At 66.0% G+C, this 17,689-nt stretch carries 17 protein-coding genes; 10 read left to right on the forward strand and 7 right to left on the reverse strand.

Features of this window, described 5'->3' with window-relative positions; genetic code table 11:
• The first annotated feature begins 5 nt into the window (after positions 1-5).
• Genes BAMB_RS33205 through BAMB_RS33210 form a run of 4 tightly spaced genes read left to right on the forward strand, consistent with a single transcriptional unit; the run spans position 6 to position 4,021 of the window.
• Entirely contained in the window at positions 6-632 is a 627-nt protein-coding gene (locus tag BAMB_RS33205; RefSeq protein WP_011655716.1) for a DUF3304 domain-containing protein, read from the forward strand.
• Complete coding sequence (locus BAMB_RS01050) at positions 629-2,809, forward strand: T6SS phospholipase effector Tle1-like catalytic domain-containing protein (protein WP_011655717.1); 2,181 nt, start codon at positions 629-631, stop codon at positions 2,807-2,809. Before BAMB_RS33205 ends, BAMB_RS01050 begins: the two co-directional genes overlap by 4 nt.
• Positions 2,810-2,841: 32 nt before the next feature.
• Positions 2,842-3,729 (forward strand): DUF4123 domain-containing protein, encoded by an 888-nt coding sequence (locus BAMB_RS01055; protein WP_011655718.1) that lies wholly within the window; start codon positions 2,842-2,844, stop codon positions 3,727-3,729.
• 10 nt (positions 3,730-3,739) lie between these two features.
• A complete protein-coding gene (locus tag BAMB_RS33210) occupies positions 3,740-4,021 on the forward strand; it encodes a PAAR domain-containing protein (RefSeq protein ID WP_006761785.1) in 282 nt (93 codons plus the stop codon).
• Between the two features lie 300 nt (positions 4,022-4,321).
• Here the strand turns inward: BAMB_RS33210 and BAMB_RS01065 are convergent, their stop codons facing one another.
• A complete protein-coding gene (locus BAMB_RS01065) occupies positions 4,322-5,002 on the reverse strand; it encodes a CGNR zinc finger domain-containing protein (RefSeq protein WP_011655719.1) in 681 nt (226 codons plus the stop codon).
• Positions 5,003-5,081: 79 nt separating this feature from the next.
• On the opposite strand from BAMB_RS01065, the gene BAMB_RS01070 reads away from it, so the two are divergent.
• The 3 genes from BAMB_RS01070 to BAMB_RS01080 all read left to right on the forward strand — a co-directional run bounded on the left by BAMB_RS01070 (position 5,082) and on the right by BAMB_RS01080 (position 7,557).
• Positions 5,082-6,170, forward strand: a complete 1,089-nt coding sequence (locus BAMB_RS01070) for an arginase family protein (protein WP_011655720.1) — start codon at positions 5,082-5,084, stop codon at positions 6,168-6,170.
• A gap of 228 nt (positions 6,171-6,398) precedes the next feature.
• Positions 6,399-7,130 carry a hypothetical protein gene (locus BAMB_RS01075; protein WP_011655721.1) on the forward strand — a complete coding sequence of 244 codons (732 nt, stop codon included), beginning with the start codon at positions 6,399-6,401 and terminating at the stop codon, positions 7,128-7,130.
• Positions 7,120-7,557: a DUF4279 domain-containing protein gene (locus tag BAMB_RS01080; RefSeq protein ID WP_041491069.1), complete on the forward strand. Its 438-nt coding sequence runs from the start codon at positions 7,120-7,122 to the stop codon at positions 7,555-7,557. Before BAMB_RS01075 ends, BAMB_RS01080 begins: the two co-directional genes overlap by 11 nt.
• A 109-nt stretch (positions 7,558-7,666) precedes the next feature.
• On the opposite strand, the gene BAMB_RS01085 is transcribed toward BAMB_RS01080, so the two are convergent.
• Positions 7,667-9,064, reverse strand: a complete 1,398-nt coding sequence (locus BAMB_RS01085) for an enolase C-terminal domain-like protein (RefSeq protein ID WP_011655723.1) — start codon at positions 9,062-9,064, stop codon at positions 7,667-7,669.
• Positions 9,065-9,136: 72 nt separating this feature from the next.
• The gene (locus BAMB_RS01090) at positions 9,137-10,477 is read right to left on the reverse strand and encodes an MFS transporter (RefSeq protein ID WP_011655724.1); all 1,341 of its coding nucleotides are present in this window, start codon (positions 10,475-10,477) and stop codon (positions 9,137-9,139) included.
• 299 nt (positions 10,478-10,776) lie between these two features.
• On the opposite strand from BAMB_RS01090, the gene BAMB_RS01095 reads away from it, so the two are divergent.
• Complete coding sequence (locus BAMB_RS01095) at positions 10,777-11,409, forward strand: DUF2239 family protein (RefSeq protein WP_011655725.1); 633 nt, start codon at positions 10,777-10,779, stop codon at positions 11,407-11,409.
• Positions 11,406-12,743, forward strand: coding sequence for a carotenoid oxygenase family protein (locus BAMB_RS01100; protein WP_011655726.1), 1,338 nt, complete (start codon positions 11,406-11,408; stop codon positions 12,741-12,743). The genes BAMB_RS01095 and BAMB_RS01100 overlap by 4 nt, the downstream gene beginning before the upstream one ends.
• 13 nt (positions 12,744-12,756) lie before the next feature.
• On the opposite strand, the gene BAMB_RS01105 is transcribed toward BAMB_RS01100, so the two are convergent.
• Genes BAMB_RS01105 through BAMB_RS01120 form a run of 4 tightly spaced genes read right to left on the reverse strand, consistent with a single transcriptional unit; the run spans position 12,757 to position 17,019 of the window.
• Complete coding sequence (locus BAMB_RS01105; protein WP_011655727.1) at positions 12,757-13,923, reverse strand: ABC transporter permease; 1,167 nt, start codon at positions 13,921-13,923, stop codon at positions 12,757-12,759.
• Positions 13,924-13,931: 8 nt separating this feature from the next.
• Positions 13,932-15,086 carry an ABC transporter permease gene (locus BAMB_RS01110; RefSeq protein ID WP_011655728.1) on the reverse strand — a complete coding sequence of 385 codons (1,155 nt, stop codon included), beginning with the start codon at positions 15,084-15,086 and terminating at the stop codon, positions 13,932-13,934.
• Between the two features lie 18 nt (positions 15,087-15,104).
• Entirely contained in the window at positions 15,105-15,803 is a 699-nt protein-coding gene (locus BAMB_RS01115) for an ABC transporter ATP-binding protein (protein ID WP_011655729.1), read from the reverse strand.
• A gap of 10 nt (positions 15,804-15,813) precedes the next feature.
• Positions 15,814-17,019: an efflux RND transporter periplasmic adaptor subunit gene (locus tag BAMB_RS01120; RefSeq protein ID WP_011655730.1), complete on the reverse strand. Its 1,206-nt coding sequence runs from the start codon at positions 17,017-17,019 to the stop codon at positions 15,814-15,816.
• 369 nt (positions 17,020-17,388) lie between these two features.
• On the opposite strand from BAMB_RS01120, the gene BAMB_RS01125 reads away from it, so the two are divergent.
• The gene (locus BAMB_RS01125) at positions 17,389-17,628 is read left to right on the forward strand and encodes a hypothetical protein (protein WP_041491070.1); all 240 of its coding nucleotides are present in this window, start codon (positions 17,389-17,391) and stop codon (positions 17,626-17,628) included.
• The last annotated feature ends 61 nt before the right edge of the window (positions 17,629-17,689 follow it).

Below are 17,689 nucleotides of genomic sequence, written 5' to 3' on the forward strand. Positions count from 1 at the left end.
TATTCATGATGACAGACCGATTTCCCCGTTATGGGCGACGTACGATCCAGACCATCGCCCTTATTGCCGTGCTTGGCCTCGGCGCATGCGACAAGCATCCTGGCGCCGTGGCGCAACAACTCGACTTGGCGAACCTGCCGAAGCACTACGACACGCTCGGCGCAAGTTCATTGACGCTGAACTACACCCCTTGGTACATCCATCAGTGGGGGATCGAGGGACCCGATGGGTCAGGGGTGACTGGCGGTGGCCCTAATGTATGGCCGGCGGGAGCGGACGGCAAGCCGTCCGGCGGTGGTAAGGAAACTTGCTGCAGTGACATCCCTACAGCATGGCAGCCGGATCTGAGGCTGACGGTGCGCTGGCTGGTTGACAAGAAGCAAGACGGTAAGACACCGGGGTATTGGTACAAGGCGGAAAATGTTCGGATACCGAAATATGGGCGCGTGATGGGCGGCTTGTGGGCCGTGTTCCTGCCGGGTGACCGCGTCCGCATCATGGTGGCTGATGGCCAGAGAGGCGATGCCAACGATCCGGGAATACGCCCCCCGGACAATGATCCGTACATCGCACATGGGGCGGTGGATCAGGAATGGAATCGGTTATACCGTGACGGAGGAAACGCGCAATGAGCGTCAAATGGGCCGACCCGGTGCCTCAGGGAGGGCGTGTGGCGGGCAGTGTCACGGCGTTGAGAAAAGGGCGCGCGCTGGTGTGCGATGCTTTGATGTCCTGCCCCCAGACGCTCCACATCACACTGTTCTTTGACGGCACGAACAATAACGACGTGCAGACCAATCCGTTGCGGGATTCGCTCGCACGCACGCATAGCAACGTTGCTCGACTCTACAACGCAGCACAGGATAAGAACGAAGAGGGGATTTTCGCATTCTACATTCCCGGCGTCGGTACTCCGTTTAAAGAGATTGGCGAGCTGACGTACTCGACTGATGGTAAGTCGATGGCAAAGGGTTTCGGCAGTCGTTGCGTGTGGGGCTATACAAGGGTACTGAATGCCATTTACAAGGCCATTGCTACGGACAAAACCCGGATCCTGATTCCGGATGACAAAGCCAACGACATTTGCGCAGCCGTAGCCGATGGCCACAAACTCCCGCTGGTCGGCTGCACCGATCGACTGGGTCTCGCCCACAAGCAGGCCGTCGATGAGGGACGATATCCGCAGACGGTCAAGCAGATCTGGATCAACGTGATCGGCTTCTCCCGCGGGGCGGCATCCGCGCGCGTGTTCGTGAACAAGCTGATGAATGAATGGGCGCGGAATGGGCGGATTGGCTACCAGACTGGCAAGTATGCACTGAACTACAAGGTCAACTTCGTCGGTCTTTTCGATACGGTTGCCTCTGTCGGACCACCCGACTCGACGCGCGCAACCGTGGACTTCGGCGCATTCGACGGACACTTCGCATTCGCTGACGACGGGAGGCTTAATATCCCGAAGGATGTGCGATTTTGTTATCACGCGTTCTCAGTACATGAGCAACGCATGAGTTTCCCGCTTGACTCGATCCGCAACGGGGACAGCTACGATGGCGGCATTCGTGAAGAGGTGGCCTATCCAGGCGTCCATTCGGACGTGGGTGGCGGTTACGCCCCGAACGAACAGGGCAAAGGAGGCGCCACGTCGAAAGCGAATGACGACAGCCACAAGCTAAGTCAGATCCCGCTGCACGATATGTACCTGAAGGCGGCCTCGTATGGTGTGCCGCTGGTGGATAGTGATTCGATAAGCAAACGCGCAGATCTGGTTGCCGACTTCGCGCTGGCCCCGTCACTGATTGATGCGTTCAATGCGTGGCGCAAGACCGTCGAGAATGTTAGCAGCGTAGAAGACGCGCTGAAGGCCGGACTAGGTCAGATGTTGGCATGGCGAACGCTGCGTGCGGATATCGGCAATCCGCAGCGCTATGTCACCGGACAGCCATTCTTCAAGCGCGCCCACGAAGACCAGATGACGCCGCACAAGGTTCAGCAGGCGCTCCCGAAGGCGGCAGAGAACGATGCGACGATGAAGAAACTGCAGTCGCAATACGATCTCCTCCGGGCAAATGCTATGACATCGTCGATCGGCGGATACGCGTCGTACATGAACTCGACACCACAGGCGAAGGTGATTCGCGAGGCAATGGATCGGCGCAACGAACAACTGGCCGGCGCGGTGGCTCATCCCGGGGTCAATAAGCCCAAGCCTGCGCGTCCGGGGGAAGGACCGCTGGATGTTGCGACCAATGATCAGACCGACCTGCGGCAGGGCGCGGAAGAAATGCGGCTGCTTCTGGGGCACCTGTATCCAGACCAGTGCGAACGGTGGCAGGTGAAGCGCACGGAACATCGTCCGGTGGTGATTCCCGGCGGCGAAATGATCAAGGTGCCGCCAACTCTTGTTGTCGCGCACGATCAACCGGGGAGCGACTCTCCCTGCGTCACACTTGCGTATAGCGGAATATTGCTCAACTCGACCTGGTCGACGATTGTGCAACATTATCGAGTGCAGGACGACGTGATGGCTGCGCCATTGCCTGGCGTGGAATCATTCCTGCGCCAGCATACGTCGCCCGACGCCGTGAACAAGTTGCCCGCGGCCGCCATTACCCTGTTTGACGACTACGTGCACGACAGCCGCTGCTGGTTCCGGATACCGTATTTCCATGAATATGCACCCGGGGGATATGGTTTCCCGCGAGTCATATTTGCAGGCGGGGACAATCGCAAGGCCTATCTCGGCCTCGCATCAAACGCTTCGCAACTGGACCTCGGCACTGGCCAAACCCAAGCCGGCTGGGCGTGACGTGGGCTGGAAGCCGCTAACCTGGATTTTCGATGGAACTACAGACTACCTCCCCGCCAGCGCGCCTGATGGGGTTGATCGACGCGGCGGTATGTCCGCCGAAGGTCGTGCCTTTACTCGAACGCTCCGGCGTACCGTTCCGCTCCGTTTTCGCCGGGCTGCCCGAAGAAGAGCTCGGACCCGCTTCGCTGTTCTTGGTGCCGGTGAGCGACACGGATGCGGACTGGTTTGCGGAGCTCGATCAACTCGACCTTCAAAGTCCCTGTCTGTCGTTGATCTGGAGCCGGGTCGAAATGGATGCGCTCGTCACGCACCTGCAAGCGTTCCTGTTTGCGGACATTGGCGACAACATGACCGCTATGGTCCGGTTCTTTGACCCGCGTAACACCGGGGTGGTCTTTGACGCATGGGGCGAGCAGGTTCGCGCCATGTTCATGAGCCCGATCGAGCAGTGGATGTATCGGGGGCGCCACAAGGCGTGGCAGCGCATCCGAAACGATTCGACATCGAGCGCGCGGATATGCCGCTCCGTCATGGTCCAGTTCGAGCAGGCTGATATTGACGTTCTTACGGCACACACGGAGCCGGACGAGATTCTTGCGGCACTGATCGAGTCTGGTGATGCCAACGGCGATCGCCCCTATTTCGATCGGTTTGACGACTTCATTCCCCGATACCACCGCGCGGTGGAATGGGGAATCAGTGAGCCGGGGGATCGCCTGGTTTTCTGCCAGTACACCTACCTGTACGGCATGGATTTTGATCAGCATCGGTTTGTCCATGATCTGCTGGCTCGGCGTCAGCAGACACACGAATTGTTCGGCGTCGCCATCGCCCGGGTCCCGATGAATGTCTGGGCAGAGATTGAGATACTGACGGCGCGCGACACGGGGCCCGCGCCGCAGTCAGTCACGCTATAAGGGGAGCAAGATGGCATTACAGATGATCGTGGTCGGTGATGAAACCTCGCACGGCGGGCGAGTGATCACCGGTTCGGAAACCCATAGCATCGACGGCAAAAAGATTGCGCGGCTGCATGACCTGGTGGACTGTCCAGAAAAATATCCGGACGGTCGACCGCACGGCATCAACAAAATTATCGAGGCTCATCCGACGGTGACGATCGATGGCCAGCGCGTCGCATTGCACGGTCATCATACCGAGTGCGGGTGCACCTTGATTGGCAGCATGACTGCCCGCGTCGGCGACTGAACTAACGACATCCGAACCAGACCTCGTATGGCACAGATTTGATTTTTGCGTGAAGCGACCCTGATCCATCTCTCGTTCGAACGGCTCGTGCCCATTTTTCTGCGTCAGCACGGGCGTCGAATGTTTTCGATTGCTTGGGGGTAGCCTTTCCGGGGCAATGCGAAGGTCGGGAGTTCGATCCTCCTCCGCTCCACCAACGAAAATCCGAAGGGCTCGGTCGCAAGACCGGGCCCTTTTTGTTTTCCAGCATGCCGCGCATAGCGCCGGCGCCCCGTGTATCCCTTTCGACGCGGCCCGCTCCTATTCGGCCGCGTCGCGATCGTGCGCCGCCCCCGCCAGCCCGTGCCTCGTCGCGTGGTAGTGCCGTCGCGCCTTCGCGACGTTTCCACAGGTTGCCATGTCGCACCACTTGCGACGCCCAGTCTTCGACCCGTCGATGAACAGCCACGCGCAATTCGGACCCGCGCACATCCGGAGCCGTCCGTCCGGTATCGCGTCGAGAAGCTTCACGGCGTCGAGCGCAATCAGCTCGGCGGGCAGGTGCAGATCCGCGTCGACGCGCGTATCCGGCGCGTAGCCGAATGCCACTCGTCCGGCCGTCGCGACCAGCCGCTGCCTGCTCACCGCCCGCCGCCACGCGTGCTCCAGCGTGGCGAGATCCGCTGCGGCCGGCGATGCGCGGTGTGCGAGCGCATCGAAGATCCCGAACAACGCTTCACGCAGGCCCTTGGCATCGCGCAACGCGCGGTCGGCCGCCGCCGGGGCTTCGGCCGCGCGGGCCGCGAGCCGCTTCAGGTCGAGCGCCGGGAGCAAGGTCGCCGACGCCAGCCACGCCAGATACGCGTCGTAATCGGGCAGCCAGTCGCGCGGCGTGTCGTCGCGGCCGGTCACCGTGTTGACGAAGTCGAGGACGGCGTGACCGCCGATGAAATCGCGCGCCACGAACGTGTGCGCTTCCATAACCGGTGAAGTCTTTGACATGGGTTAAATCGATACTAACCTTTGATGGCATTTTTACAGGTTATCACGCCCGACGACCGCGATTGCGCGAGGAGAAGTCATGACGGAGCCGACCGCTTCATCCGACCTGCAGGCCGAACATTCGTCAACCGGCGTCGTTCGGCCGATCGAACTCATCGCCGCGCCGAGCAGCCTCGGCCTGAAGCCGAACGGCGCCGGCCGCGAGCCCGACACGTGGCGCGGCCCGGACGCGCTACTCGCCACCGGACTCGCCGCGCGTCTGGGCGCGCGCGTTGCGTGGCTCCCGCATCCTGCCTATGCGTTCGAGCCGCAACCCGGCACTCGCATCCGTAACGGCGTGTCGATCCGCGCGTTCTCGCGGGAACTCGCCGCGCACGTCGCCGGTGCGCTCGCACGGGGCGCCTTTCCGATCGTGCTCGGCGGCGACTGCAGCATCCTGCTCGGGTGCCTGCTGGGCAACCGGCACGCAGGGGGCCGCGGGCTCGTCCACGTCGACGGGCACAGCGACTTCTTCCATCCGGGCAATTACGACACGGCGACGCGGCTCGGCTCCGCGGCCGGGATGGATCTCGCGCTGGCGACCGGCCGGGGCGAGCCGCTGCTGACGTGCTGGCCGGACCTCGATGGTCCGCTCGTCGACGATCGCGACGTATGCCAGGTCGGCGAGCGCGACGCGGAAACCGCCGAGTTCGAGGCGGCCTACGGCGATATCGTTCGAACGGCGATCACACAAACGACGATCCAGCAGTTGCTCGCGCGCGGGCCTGCCGCCGTCGCTGGCGAACTCGTCGACTGGCTGCACAGGCGCGCGCTTCGGCGGGTGTGGTTGCACGTCGATCTCGACGTGCTCGATCAGTCGCAACTTCCTGCCGTGGATTCGCCCGGCTCGCCGGGGCTGGACTTCGATGGGCTCGATGCGTTGCTCGGCCTGCTCGTCGCGTCCGGTCGCGTTGCGGGGATCGACTTCACGATCTACGATCCGGGGCTCAATTCGGAGCTGGCGCATGCGGACGGATCGCGCGCAGCATCGCGCGGAGCGCGGCCGCGCTGCCGGGGGCGCGGCGCCGATAGTGCGGGCCGCCGGATGGAAGACGCCCGGCCGCCGACGCGAACGCGTGCCTATTTGCGACGCCCGAAACTCGGCCGCTTCCGACTCGCCGCGCGCTGAAGACGCATAGCATGCAGGAGCCCATCTGGGGCGTACCGAACCGTAACGGTTGGGCGCAATTTGATCGGGGGCTCCGTTACACCCTTATCGGCATCTCCTCACCTGACAGCTCTGCAACTTTCAACGGACACGAGTCGTATTCTGCTGGCGGAGTCCTCCGTCACCGGTTGACCGGAAACTGCTCCGCATTGCCCAATTCGCCGGATGATAATGGCGGAGTAGTGCGGCATGGCCTCGGTGACGATCGATATGGGGTTCGGCAGGCGAGCGACGCTGTCCACCGACGGTGGATCACGACAGTCGCTTGAACACCGCTCCGCTGTCTTGGAATTGATGCTGCATTGGCCGAAGTACACGGGGCTGACGACAGGCGCTGCCGGCTTTCTTCGGGAGCTGCGGCTTGGCCTATTCAAAGGCGATCCGATTGCTGCGCTGAAATCAGCGATCGAGGACGGACGAGTGTCGGTATCCATCGACCGTGCGGTGCCAAGTATTGGCGGTGTTGCCGACCAACCGTCGACGCGGCCGTTTTCACGGCCCCTTCGACGCGCAAGCGTGCCGTCGGTGCCCGCATTGCCGGTAGACAAGCCGCTTCCGGACTGGGCAACGTGGAGCGACGTATCTGCCGACTCGTTGATCGATTATCTGGAAGGCGTTGTCGCTGAAGGGCGTACAGCCGAGTTTGCGCAACGTGCCGATACGTTGCTCGGGGATGCGCGTCCGTTCGATTACGTGGGTGGGGCAGCGAGCGATGGCGTCGAATCATTGGCCGCCTCGACCAACAACCCGAACTTTGCGGCAAAGATGCTCGGGTACGATCGCAAGACGTTCGGGCAGATGCTGCACGTGCTGAAGCCGGCAAACGGCTTGGGACCAGCCGACAATCTTATCTTTCACGACAGCGGAGACGTCGAGTTCAAAGGCGTAATTCTAGACAACATTCACGACTATGCACCCTGACTCTCCGGCGCCTTCTGAAAACATCCTCGCATACGCGACGTTCATCATTTCGTCGGAGGACGTGCACCCGGACACGTGGACCGCCTTTTTCGGCGTCTTCCCCAGTCGAACGATCACGCGAGGAAAGCCCTATCTGCTACCGTCGGGACGCCTCGGTTCGCGGCCCGGAAAGCTCAACCTTTGGGCGTTGGAAAGCAAGCCAGCTGTTCATAGCGATCGATTGGAGCCGCATCTTCGGTACCTGATCGACCGCCTCTCGTTGCCCCGCGACGATGTCCGTGAGCGCATCGAACGGGCTGACGCGCGCATGCGATTCTTCTGCTACTGGGACAACGAGACGGGTAATCGTGTGCCTTATGTGTCGGAGGCCACGCGCAAGCTCATTGAATCGATCGGGGGCGTGCTCGAAATCGATGAATACCGATAACGTGCATGGGTTCGGCGCAAAGCGCAGCGCAATGCAATGCGTAGTGCATCGGCCGCCGAGCCGGCGACCGGCTCGCGCGGTTTGCGCATGAGGCCGGCTGCAGCCGCCGTCACCCGCGCCCGAAACTCGGCCGCTTCGGATCATACGTCCACCCCGGCACCAGATACCGCATCGCCATCGCATCATCGCGCGCCGTGCCACCGACCTCCCGATACAGCGCATGCGCGGCCTCGACCTGCGCCATGTCGAGCTCGATCCCGAGCCCCGGCCGCTCGGGCACGGCCACCTGGCCGCCGACGATCTCGAGCGGTTCCCGCGTGAGCCGCGCGTCGCCTTCCTGCCAGATCCAGTGCGTGTCGATCGCGGTGATCGTGCCGGGCGCCGCCGCGGCCGCATGGGTGAACATCGCGAGCGACACGTCGAAGTGATTGTTCGAGTGGGAACCCCACGTGAGCCCCCAGTCGCGGCACAGCTGCGCGAGCCGCACCGAACCCTGCATCGTCCAGAAGTGCGGATCGGCGAGCGGGATGTCGACCGCCCGCAGCCGCACCGCATGATCCATCTGCCGCCAGTCGGTCGCGATCATGTTGGTCGCGGTCGGGATGCCGGTCGCCCGGCGGAACTCGGCCATCACCTCGCGGCCCGAGTAGCCGGCTTCCGGCCCGCACGGGTCCTCCGCATACGCGAGCAGGTGGCCTTGCCCGCGGCACAGCGCGACCGCTTCGTCGAGCGACCACGCGCCGTTCGGATCGAGCGTCGCGCGGGCGTCGGGAAAGCGCGCCTTGATCGCCGCGATCGCCTCCATCTCGTCCGCGCCGGCCATCACGCCACCCTTCAGCTTGAAATCGGCGAAGCCGTAGCGTTCGACCGCGGCCTCGGCCTGCTGCGCGATCGCGGCCGGCGTGAGCGCCGCTTCGTTGCGCAGGCGGAACCACGGATCGGTTGCCTGCGTTTCGTCGCGATACGGCAGGTCGGTGCGGCGCCGCTCGCCGATGTAGAACAGGTACGCGAGCATCGGCACCGCGTCGCGCTGCTGCCCTTCGCCGAGCAACGCGGCGACCGGCACGTCGAGATGCTGGCCGAGCAGGTCCAGCAGCGCGGCCTCGATCGCGGTGATCACGTTGTCGAGCCGCAGGTTGATCTCGTGCGGCTGGCGCAGCACGGCCGCCTCGCCGGCCGACGTCACTTCGTGCTGGATCGTGCGTCCGGCGCCGGCCGCCGCGCCGGACAGCGCCGCGCGCACCGCGTTGAGCGTGGCCTGGTAACGCCCGATCGACTGGCCGACCACGAGGTCGGTCATCCGTTCGAGCGCATGCCGGATGCCTTCGCCGCCGGGCACTTCGCCGACGCCCGTGTGGCCGCTGCTGTCGTCGAGTATCACGAGGTTGCGCGTGAAATACGGCGCGTGCGCGCCGCACAGGTTCAGCAGCATGCTGTCGCGGCCGGCGACGGGGATCACCTGCATGCGCGTGACGCGCGGCGTGCCGGCACGGCGGGATTCGGACATCGGTTCGCTCCTGGTTCCGGTGATGCGCGGGCCGCCGGACGCGCCGGCGCGGCCCGCGCCGTTCAGTTCAGTTCAGTTCAGCTCGACGCGGCGAATTTCGCCGACGACGAACAGATAGCAGATCACGGCAACGAGTGCGTGCGCGACGACATACACCAGCGCGCCGTTGAACGAGCCGCTGCGGTCGACGATATAGCCGATCGCGATCGGCGTCGTGATGCTGGAAAGATTGCCGCAGGTATTGAGCAGCGCGCCGCTGAGGCCGGCGATCTGGCGCGGCGCGGTGTCGGCGTTGACGGCCCAGCCGAGCGCGCCGAGGCCCTTGCCGAAGAACGACAGCGCCATGAACAGCACGACGAGCACGTGCGAGTCGGTGTAGTTGCAGACAATCATCGACATCGACAGCAGCATGCCGATCACGATCGGCACCTTGCGCGCGACCGACAGCGACCGGCCCTGCTTGAGCAGCCCGTCGGACACGAGGCCGCCGAGAATCCCGCCGAGGAACCCGCACACGGCCGGGATCGACGCGACCAGCCCCGCGTTGAGGATCGACATCCCGCGCGCCTGCACGAGATAGACGGGAAACCACGTGATGAAGAAGTAGGTGAGCGCGTTGATGCAATACTGCGCGACGTACACGCCGACGAGCATCCGGTTCCTGAGCAGCGCCTTCACGTGACGCATCGACGGGCCGCCGTCGCGCGCGCCGGTCGCCTGGTCGATGTTGACGAGCGCACCGCCTTCGGCGAGATAGTCCAGCTCCGCATCGTTGACGCGCGGGTGCGCCTTCGGGTCGTACATCGTGCGATTCCACACGAGCACGAACGCGAAGCCGAGCACGCCCATCACCGCGAACACCGACTGCCAGCCGAACGCGTGCACGAGCCAGCCCATCAGCGGCGCGAACACGACGGTCGCCGCGTACTGCGCGGCGTTGAAGATCGCCGATGCGGTGCCGCGTTCGGCGGCCGGGAACCAGGTGGACACGATCCGGCTGTTGGCCGGGAACGACGGCGCCTCGGCCGCACCGACCAGGAAGCGCAGCCCGAACAACAGCGCGAACGCGGCCGCACCGCTGAAGAAGCCGATGCCGCCCTGCAGCAGCGTGAACAGCGACCAGAAGAAGATGCTGAACGCATAGACGATGCGCGACCCGAAGCGATCGAGCAGCCAGCCGCCCGGCAGTTGCGCGATCACGTACGACCAGCCGAACGCCGAGAAGATGAAGCCCATCTGCACATGGCTCAGGTGCATCGCGCGGGCGAGCGCCGGGCCGGCGATCGCGATCGCCGCTCGATCCGCATAGTTGATCGTCGTGACCGCGAACAGCACGGTCAGCACGAGCCAGCGCACGCGGGTGCGCCGGGCCGTTGCCGACACGGATGCCGGCAATGCGTGAAGCGGATTCATGACTGTCTCCTCCGAAGGGCGGAAGGTGCCGTCGTGCGGCGGCGCGTCGGGTGCGCGCGTTTTTTCGTGGTGGTATTGCCGGCCGGAGACCGGATGTCGATGCCCCGGCAGTCGGGGCGTCCGGGTCATTCTGTCATGGCGAATATTGCGCTTTCATGCCAATTGCTGACTTGATCGATTCAGGAATTGAATCGATCGGTCGCACATCGGGATATATTTTTACCCGGATAAATATTGACAATCAATTTATACCCGGATAAAAATAGCGTCTTTCTGATTCCAGCCTGCGGGCGACCACGATGACACTCTCCACGCTCCTTCCTTCGTACACGGCCTTCGACGGCCACCGGCGGCTCGTGTCGGGGCCGCTCGCGACGGTCGCGCTTGCGGTCCGGCAGGCTGCCGGCGACGCAACGCCCGGCACGATCCTGATCTTCGACGACGCGACCGGCCGCGCGATCGACCTCGACCTGCGCGGCACGGCGGACGAGATCCGCGCGCGATACGCGGCGGCGCCAGCCGATGCGTCCGCACCCGCCAGCGCTGACGAACCACGCGGCCGCGGCCGCCCGAAGCTCGGTGTCGTATCGCGCGAAGTCACGTTGCTGCCGCGTCACTGGGACTGGCTCGCTACGCAGCCGGGCGGCGCGTCGGTCGCGCTGCGCAAGCTCGTCGAGGACGCGCGGCGCACGCATGCGGCGGCCGACCGGCGTCGCGACGCGCAAGCGCGTGCGTATCACTTCATGTCCGCGATCGCGGGCGACCTGCCGGGTTTCGAGGAAGCCGCGCGTGCGCTGTATGCGAACGACCTCGCGCGACTGGCCGAGCTGATCGCCGGCTGGCCGGACGACGTGCGCGACCATGCGCTCGCGCTGGCGCGCGGCGACCTGCCGCCGTCGACCGAAGACTCTGACGGCGCGCCGATGCGATGACCGTATTCGACCTGAACCGGGGTGCGATTGCCCCGGTCGCCGACGAAGTCGACGTCGTCGGGCTGCGCGTGACCGGCACGATCCCGCCCGAACTCGACGGCACGCTGCTGCGCAACGGCCCGAATCCGCCGGGCGGCCGCTTCGACGGGAACGACATACTGTCGTGGTGGCCGGAAGCGGCGATGCTGCATGCGATCGCATTCGAAAACGGCCGCGCGGCCGGCTACCGGAACCGCTGGGCGCGCACGCGGCGCTGGGCCGCCGTGCATGCACCCGCGCAGGCACCGCACCTGCCCGACACCAATCCGAACGTGAACCTCCTGCAGCACGCGGGCGAATTGCTGGCGCTGGCCGAAGGGGGCGCGCCGGTCGCGATCACGGCCGCACTCGACACGCTCGGCGCACCCGCGCGGCACGCGGCGCTCGACGGCGCGATGACCGCGCATCCGAAGGTCGATCCGGTGACGGGCGAGCTGATCCTGTTTCGCGCGGACTGGCGCAAACCGTGGCTGCGCTATGGCGTCGCGGACGCGCGCGGCGTGCAGCGCGTCGACCTCGCCGTCGACGTGCGCGCGCCGTCGATGATGCACGACCTCGCGATCACCGAAACCCGCAGCCTGCTGCTCGACCTGAATGTCGGCTACGACTTCGCGATGCTGAAGCAGGGGCACCGGATGCCGCTGCGCTGGCACGACGACCGCGACGCACGGATCGGCGTGATCCCGCGCCACGGCGGCGACGTGCGCTGGTTCGGCATCGAGCCGTGCTTCATCCAGCACGTCGTGAACGCGTACGACTGCGACGTGTCGTGCATCGTGCTCGACGTGGTTCGCTATCCATGGTTCCTGCGGCTCGACGCGCGCACCGGTCGTTTTGCCGACAACCCGCTCGGCGAGCTGTGGCGCTACGTGATCGATACCGCGAACGGGCTGGTCGACGAAGGGCCGCTCGCCGACGGCGGCATCGAGCTGCCGCGCATCAACGAAAGCAGGACGGGGCGCGGCTACCGCTATCTGTATGCGGTCGAGCAGCCGAACAACGCGGAAATGCGCGGCGTGATGCGCTTCGACCACGTGCGCGGCACGACGACGCGTTACGCGGTGCCGGCCGGCGACCAGAACGGCGAACCGGTGTTCGTGCCGCGCCCGGGCGGTACCGACGAAGACGACGGCTGGCTGCTGGTGGTGGTCTACCGCGCGGCGACGGATACGAGCGACGTCGTGATTCTCGATGCCCGCGCGATCGATGCGGCGCCGGTCGCGACGGTGCACCTGCCGCGTCGCGTGCCCGCCGGCTTCCACGGCGCGTGGGTGCCGCGCGAGCGCCGGGCGTGACCGGCCGCGCACATCACCGCGCGCGCAGCGCGTCGACGATGTTCAGCCGCGCGGCGCGCATCGCCGGCAGGAACCCGCCGACGAGGCCCATCACCAGCGAGAACAGCAGCGTCTTCACGACGATCGCGGGCGTCAGCACGAAGCGGAACGACAGGTCGGCGAAGGTCTGGAAGTTGGTCGTCGAGAACGACGCGAACTCCATCAGCGACGCGCACGCGAGCCCCGCGACGCCGCCGACGAAGCCGAGCAGCAGCGCTTCCAGCAGGAACGCGGCGAGCACGTTCATGCGCTTGAAGCCGAGCGCGCGCAGCGTGCCGATCTCGGCGGTGCGGTTCGCGACCGATGCGTACATCGTGATCATCGCGCCGATCATCGCGGCAATCGAGAAGATCGTCGACAGCGTGATGCCGAGAATGTTGATGAACCGCGACAGCGCCTTCGACTGGTCGCCGTAGAAAGTCTGTTCGCGCTTCGCCTCGTCGGTCAGCCGCGGGTCGACGTCGATGTCGGCCTTGAAGCGCGCGAAGCCGTCGGCGCTCGGGATGCGCAGCACCATCGACGAGTAGCTCGTGCGCCGGAACGACTGCATCAGCTGGTCGACGTCGCCCCAGATCTCCGAATCAAAGCCGCTGCCGCCGGCGTCGAACACGCCGACCACGGTCCAGTCGCGCTGCGCGAAATGCAGGCTGTCGCCGAGCTGCGTGCCGCTGAAGCCTTTCGCGATCGCGCTGCCGACGACGATCTCCGACGAACCCGGCGCGAACGTGCGGCCGGCCACGAGCTTCACGTGCGGCCGCAGCGCGAGGCCGGCCGGCGACACGCCGCGGATCACGACGTTCGACGGCTTGCCGCTCGACGTCTTCACGAGCGAGATCAGCACGACGGCTTCCTTCGACACCCGCGGCCGGCCGTCAGGGCCGAGCGCGACGGCCGGATGCATCTCGAGCGCGTTGGCCTGCTGGTGGTCGATCGAACTCTGGATCTCGGTTTCGGCGCCCTTGCGGATCACCACGGCGTTATCGGGTTCGCCGGTCGACACGAGTGTCTTCGTGAGCCCGGCGTCGAGCATCTGCACCGTCGCGAACACGAAGATCACGAGCGCCATCCCGCCCGCGGTGAGGGCGATGGTGAGCCGCCGGGTCCACAGGTTGCGCGCGATGTAGGTCAACGGAATCGCCATGCGCGCGCCTAGCCGATCGCCCGCAGGCCTTCGACCACGCGCGCGCGCGCGGCCTGCCACGCCGGCACGAGCGCGGCCGCGATGCCGACCGCGACCGAGCATGCGGCCTGCAGCGCCATCGTCTCGGTCGATACCTTGAACACCGGGAAGATGCCGCCCGCGGCCTGCTTGAAGAGGCTCGCCGCCGGCGGCGTCGCGAGTATCCCGAGCCCGCCGCCGGCCACCGCGATCACCACCGATTCGCCGAACACGATCAGCGCGAGAAAGCCGGGGCCGAAGCCGAGCGCCTTCAGCGTCGCGTATTCGGCGGTCCGTTCGCGCGTGCTCATCGCCATCGCGTTCGCCATCACGGCCATGATGATCAGGATCACCACGTACGACACGACGCGGATCGCCGCGATGATCTGGTTCGACATCGCGACGAAGCCGAGCTGGAATGCCTGCTCCGTCTCGGTCAGCGTTTCGGCGAGCGAGTTCTTGAACACCGCGTCGACGTTGCGCGCGATCGCGGCGCCGTCGTCCGGATTCGCGACGCCGAGCACGAACACGCCGACCTGGTCGGCCTGCTTCGGCGTGCGCTTGCGCACCGTCTCGTTCAGGTAGTCCCAGTGGAACACCAGCTGGCGCGTGATCGTCGAGTCGTCGCGGCCGTCGAGAATGCCGCGCACGACGAAGTCCCACGTGCCCGGATAGATCGTGCCCTTCAACGGGATCACGTCGCCGACCTTGAAGCCGAACTGCGTCGCGAGCTGGCGCCCGACCAGGCAGCCGCGGCGGTCGCGGTCGTAGTCGGCGCGCTGCTGCGCGGGCAGGAGGAATTCCGGATACAGGTCGAGATAGTTTTCCGACACAGCGAAGCTCGCAAAGAAGTTCTTCGGGTCGCGGTACACGCCGCCGAACCAGTTCGAGCGGACCACGGCCGTCACGCCATCGACGCCGCGGATCCGGTTCTCGTAGCTGACCGGCAGCGGGAACACGAGCGAGATCGCGTTGCGCGTGACGAGCCGGCCGCTCGACGCGGCGGCCGCGCCCGCGTACCACGCGTCAACCACCGTGTGCAGCAGCCCGAACGCCAGCACCGCGATGGTCAGCCCGAGCACGGTCAACAGCGTGCGCAGCCGGTGCCGCAGCGCATTGCGCGCAATCAGCTTCAGCACGTACATCGCGCGCGCTCCCGCCGGTCAGACGGCGTGCCCATCGATCAGCTCCCCTTTTTCCAGATGCACGAGCGACTGCGCGGCGCCGGCCGCGTGCGCATCGTGGGTCACCATGATGATCGTCTTGCCGAGCTCGGCGTTCATCCGTTGCAGCATCGTGAGCACGTCGCTGGCCGACGCGCGGTCGAGGTCGCCGGTCGGCTCGTCGGCGACGATCAGCACCGGATCGGTGATCAGCGCGCGCGCGATCGCGACGCGCTGCTGCTGGCCGCCCGACAGCTCGGACGGATAATGACTGGTCCGGTCGCCGAGGTTCACCATGTCGAGCACCAGCTCGACGCGTTCGCGCCGTTCGCGGCGCGACAGGTGCGTGAGCATCAGCGGCAGCTCGACGTTCTCGAACGCGGTGAGCACGGGCATCAGGTTGTAGAACTGGAAGATGAAGCCGACGTTCGCCGCGCGCCATTCGGCCAGTTGCGCCTCCTCGAGCCGCGAGATGTCGAGGCCGCCCACGCGCAGCTCGCCGCTGTCGGGCCGGTCGATGCCGGCGACGAGATTGAGCAGCGTGCTCTTGCCGGAACCCGACGGCCCCATCAGCGCGACGAAGTCGCCTTCGCCGATGTCGAGCGTGATGTCGGTCAGCACCGGCACGACCTGGTTGCCGCGCCGGTACGACTTCGCGACGTGGCTGATCTCGACGAGGGGAGGCGAGGCGTCGTTCACGCGCGCCTCGCTACTTCTTCGCGACGGTCACTTTCGCGCCGTCCTTCAGCTTCGCGCCCGGCGCGAGCACGACCGTGTCGCCGGGCTTCACGCCGCGGATCGCGACGAGTTCGCCGATCCGCGTGCCGGTCGTCACCGCGGTTGCGTGTACGGTGTCGTCCTTCACGACGAACACGACCGGGCGGCCGTCGCGCTCGACCACGGCGCTCGCCTGCACGGCCGTCACCGGCTGCCGGTCCTGCGCCGACGCCGGCTTCGACAGGAACGCGATCTTCGCGCTCATGTCGGGCAGCACCCGCTCGTCGCGGTCGACGAAGCGCACCTTCACGAGCACCGTCGCCTTCGAGCGGTCGACGGTCGGCACGATGCGCGACACGCGGCCCGCGAAGCGCATGTCGGGCAGCGCGTCGAGCTGGATCTCGCACGGCTGCTCCGCGCGGATCTTCGCGATGTTCGATTCCGCGACGTCGGCCTCGACCTCGAGCGTATCCATGTCGGCGATCGTCACGACGGCGCCCTTGCTGTCCGACGCCGACGAGAACGGCGTGATGTTGTCGCCGACGTTCGCGTGCTTCGCGAGCACGATGCCGTCGAACGGTGCGCGGATCACCGTCTGGTCGACCGCGACCTGCGCGGCCTGCGCGTTCGCTTCGGCGGACGCGATCGCGGCCTGGTCGCTGCCGAGCGTCGCGCGCGCCTTGTTCGCGCGGGCCGTGTCGGTGTCGAGCTGCGCAGCCGGCACCGCGCCCTTCGGGGCGAGCACGGCGCTGCGGCGCAGCGCAATCTGCGCGTCCTTCAGTTCCGCCTGCGCGACGCCGAGGTTCGCCCGGGAGACCAGCACCTGCGCGCGGGCCTGCGCCAGCGAGGCTTCCACGTCACGGCTCTCGAGCCGCGCGATGATCTCGCCCTTCTTCACGCGCGTGCCTTCGAGCACGCCGAGCCATTCGACGCGCCCCTGGCCCTTCGACGCGACCGCGGCCTTGCGCTGCGGCACGACGTAGCCGGTCGCATTGAGCTGGGTGTCGTTCTGGTACGGGTACGCGGACGTGACGGAGGTCGTGTCGACCGTCGGCCGGCCGGTGAGCGCGAGCGCGGCTGCGATCGCGAGGATCACGAGCACGGCGGCGACCGCATAGCGGACCCACCGGCGCCGGCGGGGCGCGGGCGCGATCGGACGCCGGTCGATTTTCAGTTTGTCCAGATTGTGGTCGGGCAATTTGGGCGCCTCGCGACGGCGGCGGTAGCGTGACCGGCCGCGCTCCGGTTGGGACGGAAGGACGCCAGTATAGCGTCGCCGCGGCGGGCGCGAGAGCCGGTTTGTCGGACGATTGACGCAGGTCGCGGCGGCGCGTCGGGCGGGCCGCAAGGCCGTGCGTCGGGGGAAACCCGAGGGTTGGGTGCAGCGTGTCAACTCGCGGTGCGGGCGGTGCGTTATGGACCGAGTGCGTCAGTATTTGCCGCGGCGAAAAGGCGAAAGCCGACCCGCCCGGCGGCGACCGTCAACCCGGCGCGACTGATGTCCCGATGCGGATGCCTCGCATCTCTTACCGGTACGTTTGATTTTTTCTCCGCTAAAGGAAGAACAATGAAGAAGACGCTCGCTTCGATCATGACCGCAGCACTCGCTCTCGCATCGGTTTCGGCATTCGCACAGGAGGCGGCTTCGGCGCCGGCAGCCGGCGCGATGGCTCCCGCCTCGGCACCGATGAAGAAGGATCACACCAAGCCGAAGCACGCGCTGAAGCAGCACGGTTCGGCCAAGGGCAAGGCGAAGGCCGCCGCCGCTTCGGCAGCCGGCACGAACGACGCAGGCGCAGCAAACTAAGCACGCTTCGTCGGAGCCGGCAGCGCCGGCCGCCCGTCGAGAAACCCCGCACGCTTCGGCC

Source organism: Burkholderia ambifaria AMMD (genome assembly GCF_000203915.1).
GTDB lineage: Bacteria > Pseudomonadota > Gammaproteobacteria > Burkholderiales > Burkholderiaceae > Burkholderia > Burkholderia ambifaria.